This window comes from Phocaeicola sp. (assembly GCF_057861905.1).
Map to the genome: position 1 here is coordinate 1 of NZ_DBMACV010000033.1, position 14319 is coordinate 14319.

General features: G+C 45.7%; 10 protein-coding genes and 1 pseudogene. 2 read left to right on the forward strand and 9 right to left on the reverse strand.

Annotated elements, in window-relative coordinates; genetic code table 11:
- Positions 1-82 precede the first annotated feature (82 nt).
- The 9 genes from ACZM60_RS07995 to ACZM60_RS08035 form a co-directional block, all read right to left on the reverse strand.
- Positions 83-526, reverse strand: a complete 444-nt coding sequence (locus ACZM60_RS07995) for a hypothetical protein (protein WP_489521231.1) — start codon at positions 524-526, stop codon at positions 83-85.
- A 41-nt stretch (positions 527-567) separates the two neighbouring features.
- The gene (locus ACZM60_RS08000) at positions 568-1485 is read right to left on the reverse strand and encodes a hypothetical protein (protein ID WP_489521232.1); all 918 of its coding nucleotides are present in this window, start codon (positions 1483-1485) and stop codon (positions 568-570) included.
- Between the two features lie 24 nt (positions 1486-1509).
- Positions 1510-3276, reverse strand: a complete 1767-nt coding sequence (locus tag ACZM60_RS08005) for a tetratricopeptide repeat protein (RefSeq protein WP_489521233.1) — start codon at positions 3274-3276, stop codon at positions 1510-1512.
- 12 nt (positions 3277-3288) lie between these two features.
- Positions 3289-3579, reverse strand: coding sequence for a DUF3575 domain-containing protein (locus ACZM60_RS08010; RefSeq protein ID WP_489521234.1), 291 nt, complete (start codon positions 3577-3579; stop codon positions 3289-3291).
- Positions 3512-3835, reverse strand: a complete 324-nt coding sequence (locus ACZM60_RS08015) for a DUF3575 domain-containing protein (protein WP_489521235.1) — start codon at positions 3833-3835, stop codon at positions 3512-3514. The genes ACZM60_RS08010 and ACZM60_RS08015 overlap by 68 nt, the downstream gene beginning before the upstream one ends.
- A 376-nt stretch (positions 3836-4211) precedes the next feature.
- A complete protein-coding gene (locus ACZM60_RS08020) occupies positions 4212-5228 on the reverse strand; it encodes an endonuclease/exonuclease/phosphatase family protein (RefSeq protein WP_021971678.1) in 1017 nt (338 codons plus the stop codon).
- 15 nt (positions 5229-5243) lie between these two features.
- A complete protein-coding gene (locus ACZM60_RS08025; RefSeq protein WP_489521236.1) occupies positions 5244-6527 on the reverse strand; it encodes a DNA/RNA non-specific endonuclease in 1284 nt (427 codons plus the stop codon).
- A gap of 94 nt (positions 6528-6621) precedes the next feature.
- Positions 6622-9066 carry a choice-of-anchor J domain-containing protein gene (locus tag ACZM60_RS08030; RefSeq protein WP_489521237.1) on the reverse strand — a complete coding sequence of 815 codons (2445 nt, stop codon included), beginning with the start codon at positions 9064-9066 and terminating at the stop codon, positions 6622-6624.
- A gap of 25 nt (positions 9067-9091) precedes the next feature.
- On the reverse strand, positions 9092-11800 hold the full coding sequence (locus tag ACZM60_RS08035) for a TonB-dependent receptor (RefSeq protein WP_021971681.1): 2709 nt from the start codon (positions 11798-11800) through the stop codon (positions 9092-9094).
- Positions 11801-12587: 787 nt separating this feature from the next.
- Here ACZM60_RS08035 and radA point away from each other — a divergent pair.
- Both radA and ACZM60_RS08045 read left to right on the forward strand, forming a co-directional pair.
- Entirely contained in the window at positions 12588-13961 is a 1374-nt protein-coding gene (gene radA / locus ACZM60_RS08040) for a DNA repair protein RadA (RefSeq protein ID WP_021971683.1), read from the forward strand.
- Between the two features lie 22 nt (positions 13962-13983).
- A pseudogene (locus ACZM60_RS08045) lies at positions 13984-14277 on the forward strand (virulence RhuM family protein); the annotation flags it as partial.
- Positions 14278-14319: the final 42 nt, after the last annotated feature.

Here is a 14319-nt window from a genome sequence, read left to right on the forward strand (position 1 = left end):
CTTATTGTTTCTTTGAAAACAAACCGGATGCATTGCAAGGATACTATATTGAGGACTCAAAACAACTGGCCTTATTCTAAACTTATCCCGAACTCAGGTCATAAGCAATAATCTTATTAATTCCTTGAGACAATCCCGACAGTTTAATTTTTATCGTATTGTCGCCATAGCTACTTAAATTCTTCTGCAGTACATACTCATTCAATATTGTTTCTGTAACATCAGAGTTGTCTACCGCAGTAACTTTTACATTACCATCAAGTTCTCCTGCATTATTATACACCCTAAAGCCAATACAGTTTACATTGTTTCCACCATCCGTAGTAGCAACTGTAGGATTAAAATGATCGATAGGACGTGCCGCACGTGTAGTAGCACTCGACAATGCAATTTCAATGATACCTTCGCCCGGTTTAAGCTGTTCAGTACCATTGTCACTTTCCACATAAACAATCTTTTCATTGGTACATGCCGTAAAAGCCATCATAGCAGCCCCCACAGCCATCATTAAAAATTTTGCTTTCATTCTCACTTATATTTAGGTTAAACATCTATCTTTCCGTCAGTCTATTTCTCCAGATTATGCACTGCATCCCAGCCGTCATCCAGTAAAACATAAATGTTTGTATTACCTGTACTCTCATCATATACATAGCGTAACACGGTTATTTTATTGCGCTCTATTTCTACAGAAACAGTTTCAAGATTGATCACAGGCTCCAGCATTTCCGGCTCATCATACAAATCTGCATCTACCGTACTACCGGACGAAGTGGCAGAAGGCGACAAAAACGTACTGCTTACAAACTCCGATGTCCGGTTTTTCCACTCCGTATAGGTTACTACTGTTTCCGGTTCCGAGTAATTCAACTCATAATCTACATTTCCGGTTACTCCACTGACCGTTTTCTTAGACCAACCTATTTCCGGAGGAAAATTTAATGCCTGAATAAGCAGCTTCCCTTTAATCCGCTTCAACTTCACTATATAACTGTAATTCACTTCATCATAGAGTAATTCATCGGCAGTCATATACACATCATATCCTTCTACATGTCCCTGATGCAAATCATAAGTGCCAAAGCGACCATCTGCAACAATACCATCTTCTCTGAGAATATTTCCCCATACCACCAATCCATAACGCCCGAACGGAAGATTTTCCGGCAAGTAGGCAGTAGCCATTGAAGCATCTCCTTCTACATCGTGTAAATGGCGAGTAAAAACAATCTCACCGGTTTCCAGATCATAGAGCGCATAAAACAACTTTTGGATATAACTCCGAAAGCTCATGCTTTCATCCTTACGAAAATCCAACCCGGTCTTTTCTTCGATAAAGTCAATATTGTCATAATTCTTGTCTTCAATATCAATCATCACTTGCAGAGGCGGACAAGGCAATATTTCATCACGGATACATGATGTTAACCCAATCATGTGTATCATCAGTACCCAGCAGACAAGATATAATCTATTCTTTTTCATAACTTCCACTTCTGTTAATGTTTATCATTCTACAATTTTCCGAAAAGCAGCTTCCCCCCGATAATCAATAAAATCAGGTTCTCCGGCAGCCCTGATACGTAATGATTCTTGCTCACAAGCTTTACGTATATGTTTGTAAAAACCAGAATCATTATTCATACGTGCATCAATCAGGGCACGTACATATTCGGCCAGACAACTGTTATCTTCTACACTATCCATAATTTCCTTTGCCTCAGTATTGCGGGCTACACTTAGTGCTACCACTGCAACATTTACGTCACGAAAATCTTTCAGCAGATGATAAGCCTCATTTAATTTACGCTGCCGTGCTTTCAAAAGTCCCAGATTATAACGTGCCTGTGGCAAATCCACTTCCTGCAATAATTCTATAGCCCGTTCATAATCTCCAGCATAAACATATCCTGCGGCAAGCGTATTAATCGCTTCCGGAGAATGACTATCAAGTCTCTCAAGTGTATTTCTTGCCTTTTCTTCCTCTCCGTCACGCAAATAGAGTACTGCCAGGTTGTTGGCAGCTACCTGCGACTGTGGAAAATATGTCATCAGTGTATGATAAATCTCTTTTTTCTTGCTATCTTCTTCCATTAACGAAGCAACGCGCAGTAATTCGTCTTCATTGAAAGCATCTGGACGCTTTGTATACATATCCAGCAGTTCTTTGTCGGTAGTAAAGCTTCGGAGTGTATAACTGTAGATATATTCCACTTTACGGTCTTTCTGAAGATATTTGTTCTTAATGTCATTCCAGCAAGGCAACTTACGGATGTAACGTTCTTGTACATCATCGTTTCCTTCCGTATAACGAGTCAATATTTGTTTTACCGCCAACGAATCCGGATTCCCGTCTGCTACCATCGCTTCGTATACAGGCCACCAGCCCTCGGGTTTGGACCCCACTTTTATAAGTTTCTGTATTTCCGGACGGATATTCAATGTTTCTATAACCCATTCTCTGGCCGATGCCGCACGATTTCGTGCCAGTCTGGTATTGAAGGCATATCCTCCGTCGGCCGAAGCCATCCCATTAATCAGAAAATCACGTAACTGTGCCAGTGTATCTGCAAAGAGCGGACGTAAAGTCTGCGTCATACTTTCCATCTCCTGCCGGTTGTTTCCCAACTCCATATTGATATCGTACCGGTTTATAAGGAACTGAAGGCGTGCCTCTCCTCGTCCCTCACGTATTTTCGGACGGATGACAAACTCCGGTTCTATCCAAACCAGATTCATTCCCTTCTTTACATCGACAAGCGATACCGGATTACTAATCTGAGCTATGTCTATCGTATCAATGCCCGTACATTCACCACAGCCATCCTTACTTATCACTGCACGTACATATCCGGTTTCCATGTCATCGGGAACAACAAAACTGCTCCGGTAAGGAATATCGATTCTTTTTGAAACATCGTCTATCTTCATTCGTGTATCATACCTATCTCGATATCCCTCAATCTTCTGTTTACGAGTTAGCTTCTTATCATAAATAGATGCATCAGCAACAACCGGTGCCAATTCCTCACGCACCTCACCGTTTATCAGTAATTGAGGTACAACAACCAGCCTGTTACGTTTCGACAAATAATGTTCCGGCAATTGGAAAACCATATCCAGATGCACACTCCCCAACGTATCCGGAACCAGTACAGAGGAATCAGGAAGTACAGACAGTCGGTTTTGGAGATGCCGACCAGAAGCACATCCAGCGAGCAAACTTACTAACACTATACCTGATAGTCCACTTAATAAACCACGTCGTTTCTTCATACTCCATTTCTTTTAAAAAACATAGATTAACGAAATAGCAGCTTTAGTTGGACCGAAATAGTTTTTCCGTTCGCTATTCCTGCATTTTTCACAATAAATACGCGGGCTCTTATCAAACCACAAATGAGCATATCCTATTCCTAACGCCATCTCCAGATTCCAATGAGGTGATAAAATCCAGTCATATCCGTAAGATACACCCGCACCTGCTAAATATCCATCATATCGTGTATCATTAAAGCCACCGAAATATTGCCCTCCATGCAAATGGAAACCGACAAAATGCCCCCTCAAACTTTTCACACAACCAATATTTTAATTCCGGTTGCGCCAGCCAAAAGCGCATTTTTTTGTCATCTTGAAATGTCCATGGGTTATAGGCTGCCTGAAAATCTATAGTCAGCTTATTACTAACAGCAATCTCCACTCCTGCATTGACAGTCGTTGTCAGCCAATACAATCCATTGGTTTTAAGAGCAATATCCTGGGCCGATAAACGAACAGTACCTAATATTACAGAAGCCGATACCAGTATATAAAACAAAACAGATTTAGACATACAGAATAAAGAAACTAAATACAATTACAACATTCAAATACTCTTCTCTATCTTATCACGCCATAAAGATATTTAAATATTTTCTACAAAGCAAATTATTTTGTAATAAAAAAATACAATATAAGAAAACGTATTCCAGAACAAAAAACTTCTTATTACTTGTACAAAAAAGTTTTAAACCTATAATATTCGTACGACTCCTGTTCCATAGTCCACCTACACCCTTTTAGCCCAATTCATCTCTATACGTGACTACACGTGGAATACCCCTTAATAATTCTACAATGGAAAACAAAAAAGATGATGCGTCACTGAAACGCATCATCTTTTAATAAATCATATTACATCTAATAAAACTAAATCTTACTTGAATAAATTATTTCTTGATGAAATACACCACCGTAGGCAGATGATCGCTATAGCCGTTCATCCATCGGCCCCCTGCCTGTGTACGCAGCGGATAACCTTTATATCTGCCATCCGACTGTATCAGGAAATCGCGCTTGAAAATCTCGTGACTGTAATAACTCAGTTTCTTATGGCGTTTGTTCAGGAAATTGCCTGTAAATACAATCTGGTCGAACAAATTCCATTTGCCTCTGTACTTCAGCGTACCGTCGCCTCCGGCAAGCGTATTCCACCACGGATTGTACAAATCCTTCTTCTCTACGTCCTTGGTTTCACGTTTTGCTCCCAGGGCTTCTGCCATACTCTTGTCCATCGGATCATCGTTCATGTCGCCCATGATAACGATCTTGATCTTCGAGTCCAGACGCTGCAAGGAATCCTTCAAGGCACGCACCTGCACGCCCGCACGTTCACGAGCCGGCGAAGCAGCACCTCTTGACGGCCAGTGGTTCACGATGAATGCTACACGCTCGCCTGCCAATTTGCCGTCGGCTACAAGGAAACCACGAGTCGGACGGTCAGTCGGCTGAGCCAGTACATATGGCACCAGCTTTGTAGCTGTCACCGTATACAGTTTCGGGTTATAGAAAAACGCACAATCCACACCCCGTTCGTCCGGTCCCTCATAATGGATAATTTCGTAACCACGATTTGCCAGGGCCGGCTGTTTCAGCAAGTCCTCCAGCACACGACGGTTTTCCACCTCTGCCATACCGATGACCGCTGCCCCTTCGGGCACCTTATCGGTTGCCAGCGAACCAAGTACCGTCGACATATTCTTCAACTTCGACTGATACTTCTCCTCGTTCCACTTGTTCTTTCCGTCGGGCAAATATTCGTAATCCTTTTTACCCTCATCGTGGGTCGTATCAAACAAATTCTCCAGATTGTAAAAGGCAACTCCGTAAAGCGTACCTTTCTTGTCCTGAGCGTAGCCTGATACAACCAGGCACGCCCATATTACTGTCAACAGATATTTCTTCATACGCCTATTCTCCTATTACCACGCCCAGTCGTTCAGGTTGTAAGCAGCCTCTACTTCGTTTTCAATCACGTCGGGCAGGTTACAGAAGAAATCGATACCCGTTTCCTCTTCCAGCTTGTCTACAGAAACCACATATTCTTTCAGTTCGTCAGACGAAGGAGTTCTGTTCAATCCTTCCTTGTGAGGAACCAGGAAAGCAATGGCATGGAAGACATCGTCTTTCTGGCTCAGGATAGCCATGAAATAATATTCCGGACAAGCCAGTCCGTGGATGGTGAATCCGTTGGCATCGGTTGTAGGCGTACCACCCGATACGGCTGTACCCTTGAAGTTCTTCAGTAGTTTGTTCAGTGTACCACCTTTCGTCACATACACCTTGTCGTACGTACCGGTTGTAGTAGAACGTCCCCATGTCTGTACACGAGCCTCCAGTTTAGCCCAGAAACCACCGTTGAAGTCGTTCAACTGCGGTGACATGTTGCTGTAGTAGAAAGTCTGTTCGTTTGCCTCCTTCAGATACACACGGTCTTCCGAAGCACACAAGTGTCCTTTGTCGAAACCGTCGCTCTTATGGTCACTTTCCTGAGTCTGCATTTCTGCCGGAAGTTTCGGGTCTACTGCCCAGGCATCTGTACGCTTCACTGCATCGGCCGAAGTTATTGTATCGAACGTAAAGGCTACCCAGTTGGCATGACGCTTGCTATTATCCCATTCCAGCGCATAGTTCAGAATCTGTACTCCGTCCATGGTTACATAATGATCGGCGTATACATTCTGGTCATTCAGATGAGGAATTTCGTATCCGGTTACCGAAACATTCTCATAACCCACGTTCGCATTGACATTATCATTCGGACGCTCTTCTGTCTGGTCGGTAACTACATATTCAATCGTTACATTGTTGCCACTGATATCGGTTACACGGAATTTCACAAAGCGGTAAACCGAAGACGCAGTATAGCGAGCCCAGTAAGCCGCACCAGCCGTAACGGTAGCATCCGACTGCCATTCTACGTTTGCAGGCACAGTGGTCATCTCATCCAGACGTGCAGCCGCTACCTGTGTAAAGCTGTAAGCACTGCCCGAAAATTTCTTGTCCTGAATATAGAGAGGAGAATCGAATCCTTCCGGCTGGAATACAGAAAAGCCTAATGAAGCATTTTCGTATCCTTTCAGGACAAGCGTAGAGGCTCCTTCCTGAACCGTTTGTACATAACCATTGGGGATGGTATTCTGGTCATCGCAGCCGACATTGAACAAAGCCAGTGCCAGCCCTAAAATAAATAAATGTTTTTTCATAACTAAACCTGTTAAGATATCGTGAGTAAAGAGAAAAATATCCGCCGGTTCTTCTCCTCGTCAGAAAAAGAACCAGCGGATATACATTATAATATTATTCAGCTTCGTTTACCAAAGCATTCTTGATTTCCCAAGTCGGAGCAGCACTGTCTGTACTCTTGTAAACAAATGCAATGCGGATAACCTGACCTATGTACGCGCTCAAGCTATAAGGACCTACTTTGTAGAAGTCCCAGCTCTGTCCGTCGGACCACTGTGTTTCGTCGATTTCCACGTCGTCCCATGTAGCAGATTCCACATCGTCTACATAGTCGGTAGAAACCTTAATCATCATGAATTCCGAAAGCGGATTGTTGTTCAGGAACTTGTGAGCTTCTTCGAACGACAACTGCGGCGATACAGCTTCCGACAAGTCGATAGCCGGAGTCAGCAGCCAGCTTTCGGTCGGATAGTTGGTATTGTTCATAAATGCCGAAGCCTTCCATCCGTAGCTTGCGTCACTCTTCCATACATAGCTTACACCTGTCAGTGCGATATCCTGTACAGTGAATCCACCGTCACTGCCACCAGTCAGTGCTTCATCCAGATAAACACCAGCCTGTGCGGTATACGTACCGTCGGCAGCCTTTTCGAAGATAGTAGTACGTGTAGAGTAGTTAGTAGACGCAGCCCATGTACCGTTCAGTGTATATTCCTCAACAATCGGGTTGCTGTCGGCTGTTTTCTTGTAAACCACTGCTACCTGTTCGCCCTTCACGGCATACGGGAATTTCTGTGCCAGATAAACCGGGAAGATAACCGACGGTTTAGAAACGTAGTCCGTACCGATTTCAGCGTAGAACTTCGGATCGGCAACCAATACATTTACATCTTCTTTATTATATTCAACCCATGCGCCGTCGCTGTATACATACAGTGCAGAAGAGTTAGCATAAGCACCCGAAGCACGTGTCATGCGCATCATAGCCGCAGCCACTTCGTTTTCAGGAACTTCCTTAAACAGACATACATCCCAATAGCTCTTTTCCTTCACCGAAGAATTTTTCAGTTCCACAGTCGGAGCGCACTGGTCTGTACTCTTATAACCGTATGCAATCACGATTTTCTGTCCCTTAAACTGGCTCAGGTCGATAGACTGATTGGTAAAAGTCCACGAGCTACCCACCTTCGATGCATCGTAAGTCAGGTCTGTCCAGGTAGCACCTGCCACATCACCCGTATAATTAGAAGAAACTCTTACGGTAAAGAAATCGGTAGCCTTGTTACCATTCAGGAAGTTGATAGCCAGGTTGAAACTCAGCACCGGAGCAGTAGCCTTCGAAAGGTCGATTTCCGAAGAAACCACATAACTTTCAGAAGCCAGATTCTTATTGTTTACGAAAGCAGAGCCTTTATAGTAACCGTATGAATCGATTTTCCAAACATATGTAGAACCTTCCGGCAGTTTTACATCCTTGATGGTGAACTTGTCGCTCTCCTTGTTCATCGGGTCGGAGAAATAAGTATAGCTTGATTCCGGATAAGCTCCGTAACTGTATTTATCGTTGACATACGTCAGTTTTACAGTCTTGTTCTTTTCTACATTCACCAGTGCAAAGGTACCGTCTCCGTTGCTGTTCACGGTCCATTCACCACCTTCGGTAGGAAGTGAAGAAGAAACGTTGAAACTGTTGTATGTACCGCTCAGGTAAATATACTTCGACCAGCCGTTCAGCAAGGTAAATCCATTGTCGCTCTTACCCAGTGTAACCACCTGTTCCGCACCGTCGGCATTGGCAATCACACCATTCTCGCCCACCGTAATAGGCGACGGGTTCATATAACCATAGTTATAACTTTCCTTGTCCAGTTTTCCGAACGGATAATAGTTACCGTCGTCAGCCTTGGCAGCAATCACATAGTTACCAGCCTCGCCGTCGAACGAAGTCACCTTCTGGTACACCATCGGAACGACAGAACCACCGCCAGCACTCGGCTCAAATTCAGAATATGCATAGTTTACCACCATCATATCTCCCTCGGCAGGATTGCTTACGGCACCCGACAACACTTCAGGAAGTTTCTTCAGGGTAGACGGAGAAAGATAAGTAGCCGAAGCCGTTTCACCCCATACATTGCGGTAATCGGTATTCGAAAGCGTATATTCCTTCAGGTTCTTGAAGTCGGCCAGATAAGTAGACGGTTCCTTATACATGTTGTACGAAACCGAGAAACGAGATCCGGCATCAGCCTGCGGATATTTTTCAGTAATGAAAGCCGGCAGGAACCATTCAGCTTCAGTCTTGCTGGCAAAATATCTGTTTTTTCCGATAGCCTCGAGCGCTGCTACATACGTACCGTTTTCGGGGTCTTTCGACAAAGCGATTTCCTTGTTGGTTGCATTATTGGCAATGGTTGCATAATCTGCTGCCGCCAATTTGATAGCGACTCCCTTCTTTACATCCGAAATCTGAGAGTCGAGGTTAAACTGGTCATTATAATCATCACATGCAGTCAGCGAAGCCAGCAATGCGGTTGATATAAATAATATTTTTTTCATAAATTCTATTCTATTAAACAGGTGATTAGAAGTTTACTTTCAATCTCACACTATACGTACGTCCGAAAGCATAGTAACAGTAAATCGTCTGGTCCGAAACCTCTCCCGATTTAGGATTGAATGCTTTAGAAATGTACTGGTAGTCAAGCAGGTTGTTCACGTTTCCAGACAGAGTAGCATCCAGCTTACCCAGTTTGAAACGATAAGAAGCATTCATATCAATCTGACTTGCAGCAGGTATCTTCCATGGGTCGGCGATGCTGATTTCCTTACCCAGTTTCAGGTCGCTTCCGCTGAAAGAATAGTAAGCATAGTTACGTCCGTAGTAAGTCCAGTCGGCACCCACACGGATAGACTTGTTGATCTTGAAGGTAGCACCCAGAGCAGCAGTAGTCTGAGCAGAACCACCTACACGTACACCCTTCAGGTTGATGGAAGCCGATACATGGTCGGGAGCACCGATGCCACTTGCCTGAGTACCGTCTTCTCTCAGCGGCATACCCTTGTCGTCGTAAGCATAACCGGTAGCGTTGCTGTCCCATTTCCAGTCACCCAAAGAGAACATACCGGTAATGTCCAGCCATCTCAGCGGAGTAATCTTCACATCCAGTTCCACACCCTTGTGCAGTGCGTTTACACCGGTCATGTTCATGTAGTATTCCGTACGTTCCTGATTGTCGAGCTGACCAGACTTTGTCATCGCCTTGTCCAGCCATTTGGTCCAGTAAGCATTCACGTTGGCAGTCAGCCAGCTGTTGCGGAAACCGTAACCCAGCTCGAACGACAACACCTTCTCGTTCTTGGCATCCTTGTTGATGGCGTGGCTTGCATTAGCCTGCATGAACGCACCGTAAGAGAACTTCGGCGCACGGCTGATGTAACCCAAGTTGAAGAATACGTTATGATTGTCGGTGATATTGTAGTTGGCACCACCTTTTGCAGTAAATCCGATGAAGCTGACATTATCCGATTTGGCATGAGCCTTGTCGTAGAACAGACGGTCGTAACGCCAGTAAGTAGTGTTCGACAATGAACCTGCCAGGAAAGCCGACAGCTTGTCTTTGTTGAACTCGCCCTGGAAGAAAGCACCTTCCTGCAGCACATGTCCGTCGTAGTCACGGTAAACCACGTCGCCTACACCCAGCTTTTCATACTTCCACATCGGGTCGGCAGCAGCGATATTGTTTTCAGCCAGCACATCGCCACGGGTAGAGTCCATGAAGTACTGACCACCGTACAAGTCTGAAATTTCGTTGGTGTGTGTACCCTTGTAGTAACGGAAATCCACACCTCCGTAGAAGTCGATATACTTGCCGAACTTGGTAGTATAAGTCGACAGCAAACCATACCAGTTGTGATAGTTCTTCGACAAGCTCATGGCAAGCATAGAACCGTATTCACTCTGCGCATTGATGTCTTCGATAGCTCCATAGTCGAACGTACCGTCCGGTTTACGGAATTTAGTCTGAAGCACGCCATAGTTGGCACCCTTCCAGTCCTGATAAGAATAGCCATAATATTCATTACCCTGTCCGGAGTAACCGTAACCACGACCGATAGAAACATAAGCAACCGTACTCAACGATGACTTTTCGTCAATCTGCCACTGATGGTTCAAGCTGATCTGCGGCTTGTGGTACGAGTTATATTCGCTGGTGCGGCGACGTCCTTCGTTATCGAAACCATAAGTAGAATTGTATTTGTAATTCTTCACGCCATACACCTCTTCAGTCATCTTCCAGTCGGCGATTGTCAAGGCACCATTACGCTGATAGTGCGTCTGCGGAGCACCGAAAACAGTCAACGACAACTGATGAGCATCATTCAGACGCTTTGAAATATTCAAGAAGTAATTGTATCCTTCGAAGTCGCTACCCTGTACATATCCGTCACCCCAGGTCTTGGCACCCAGCAACGTCATGGCCCATCCCGACTTGGAAAGACCGGTAGACACGCTGAACAGGATTTTGTTCATACCGTCGTTACCCAGCGAATATGCTACTGTACCGCCTTTCTTGCTTTCCAGACTCTGAGTGATGATATTAATCGTACCACCCACAGAAGGAGCAGAAACCTTAGAAGCACCCAGTCCGCGCTGTGTCTGCATCGTACGAGTCACATCGGTCAGTCCGGCCCAGTTTGACCAGTAAACTCCACCCCATTCCATATCGTTCATCGGCACACCGTTCACCATCACGGCGATATTCTCATTACCGAATCCACGCATATAGATTTCAGAGTCACCATATCCACCACCGTCTTTGTTGGCATGTACACCCGGAGTAGATTTCAGGATTTCAGGAAATTCCTGTGTACCCAGCTTTTCTTCGATGAAATCCATGGCTACACTCGATACGGCAACCGGTGTCTTACGGGCTACTGCGATAGACGAAGTAATCACCACATCATTCAGCACATGTGCGTCCGACTCCATAGAAACTGTACCAAGATCAACAACACCCTTCTTGGTTATTTTCATGGTTTTGGTCTTGTATCCCAAATACTTGAATTCGATGGTTACTCCCGACTTCTGTATTTTCAACGAGAACACTCCGTCGATGTCCGTTACAGAACCTTCAGTTGAACCTTGCACGGAAACCGTTGCCCCGATAAGAGGCTCATTATTTTCCGCATCTACAATCTTGCCTTTCAATGTAGCCTGAGCTACAGCAGTGACTGTACTAAATATGACAAGCACCGCAAACAATAGAAAATGCTTCAATTGATTTTTCATACGTTTTCTCAAATTGTTTTTGTGTTATTAATAAATCAAACACAAATATAGCAAAAAAATTTAAAAAATCAGGAGCAAAAGTCAAATTTATCAGGACATTAACTCGATTATGTTAATTAATTTATTATTAAAAATGCAAATAATATGCAATACAAGCCAGCCTACGGATTTTACGCCGACACTATCACACCGAAAGCAAAATTATCCTTTACATTTTCCTCACAAAAACAGAAAATCACATAACATTTTATCAGGAACGCAAAAATTTAACAGAAATGAAACATCCCTGCACGTAGTTGCGATTTAAGCAAGTTCGCACCGGCAGCAGGTCGGAAAAAAGGGAGCCAAACAGCAGGCGGGACACCGACGGCACCACGGATGTCACCACTTACTACTCTGTTTCACAGGCAATTATCACCCAAAGCGGGACACGGGTGTCACCACCAACGGCACCACTCTTTCCTTTTATATATAAATAAACAAAGATATAATCAAAGAAGAGTTTCGGCCGAAACTCCAGGGAGGGCATTGAAAGCAGAAAGGCATTAACTTTTTTTAAGCCTGCGAAAATTCCGGACTTTTCCACAAGACCTTCAGCAGAATTTGTACAAAAGATTTTAGTTTTTGTACAAAAACCGGTAAATCGCCCCGTCATCACCCGGAAAGCCCTCCCCCGATTTCCGCCACAAGCCGTCCGAAACCCGAAAGAAAGCCGTCCAAACACGAGGAAAAACGCCCGTTTTTTAGTATCTTTGCAAAGATAAGAACTTAACCCAACCAACGAATCATGGCGAAAGAAAAAACCGTATATGTTTGCACCAACTGCGGACAGGAATCGCCCAAATGGGCAGGCAAGTGCCCGTCGTGCGGGCAGTGGAACACATTTGTGGAAGAGGTGGTGCGCAAGGAAGTGCCCGTAGCCAAGCATGTGGCGCACGGCATCGAGTCGGTACGCTCGAAACCGCAGCGGCTGCACGAAATCACCTCGGGAGAGGAAGAGCGCATCGACATGGGCGACGACGAGCTGAACCGCGTACTGGGCGGCGGACTGGTAGAGGGTTCGCTCACGCTGATAGGCGGGGAACCGGGCATCGGAAAGTCGACACTGGTGCTGCAGACGGTACTCCGGCTCACGGACAAGAAGGTGCTGTACATTTCGGGCGAAGAGAGTGCACGGCAGTTGAAGCTGCGTGCCGACCGCATCCCCCACCCCGAGGCAAGCAACCTGCTCATTGCGTGCGAAACGTCGCTGGAGCAGATTTTCACGAACATCAAGAACACGGCTCCCGACCTGGTGGTCATCGACTCCATACAGACCATTTCGACGGAGAACATCGACTCGTCGCCGGGCAGCATCGTACAGGTGCGCGAGTGTTCGGCTTCCATCCTGAAATTTGCCAAGGAAACGGGTACGCCGGTCATCCTCATCGGGCACATCAACAAGGAGGGCAGCATCGCCGGACCGAAGGTGCTGGAGCATATCGTCGATACGGTGCTTCAGTTCGAGGGCGACCAGCACTACATGTACCGCATCCTGCGGAGCATCAAGAACCGTTTCGGAAGTACGGCGGAACTGGGTATCTACGAGATGCGTCAGGACGGGCTGCGGCAGGTGAGCAACCCTTCGGAACTGCTGCTGACGCAAGACCATGAGGGCATGAGCGGCATTGCCATCGCCTGTGCGGTAGAGGGTATTCGTCCGTTCCTCATCGAGGTGCAGGCGCTGGTGAGCACGGCGGCATACGGTATGCCCCAGCGTTCGGCTACGGGATTCGACCTGCGCCGCATGAACATGCTGCTGGCGGTGCTGGAGAAGCGTGTGGGATTCAAGCTGGCACAGAAGGATGTCTTCCTGAACATCGCGGGGGGACTGAAGGTGAACGATCCGGCTATCGACCTGGCGGTAATCAGTGCCATCCTGTCGAGCAACATGGACACGGAGATTGAAGCGGGCGTGTGCATGGCAGGCGAAGTGGGCCTGAGCGGCGAAATCCGTCCCGTAAACCGCATCGAGCAGCGCATCAGCGAGGCGGAGAAGCTGGGCTTCACACGGATGCTCGTCCCCAAGCATAACCTGCAGGGACTGGACCGCAAGAAGATCAAGATCGAGCTGGTACCCGTGCGCAAGGTGGAAGAGGCTTTCCGGCAGTTGTTCGGGTAAAAGAGTGCTAACAAGATAATTTATGGCAAAGAAATTCAACATACGAAACAGTACGGCAGAATTTCTCATTTTCCAACTTGAAGGAAAAGAGAACGGTATACAAGTGCTCTATAAAGACGAAACAATCTGGGCTACGCAAAAAGCAATAGCCGAGCTGTTCGACATAGGAGTGCCAGCCATCAGCAAGCATCTGAAAAATATATTCGAAGACGGTGAGCTGAATGAAAATTCAGTTATTTCCAAAATGGAAACAACTGCCTCCGACGGGAAAATGTACAACACCCGGTTTTATAATCTTGATGCCATTATTTCCGTTCTTTGACCGCTTCAATACAGACAGCTTATTATCATTTAAACC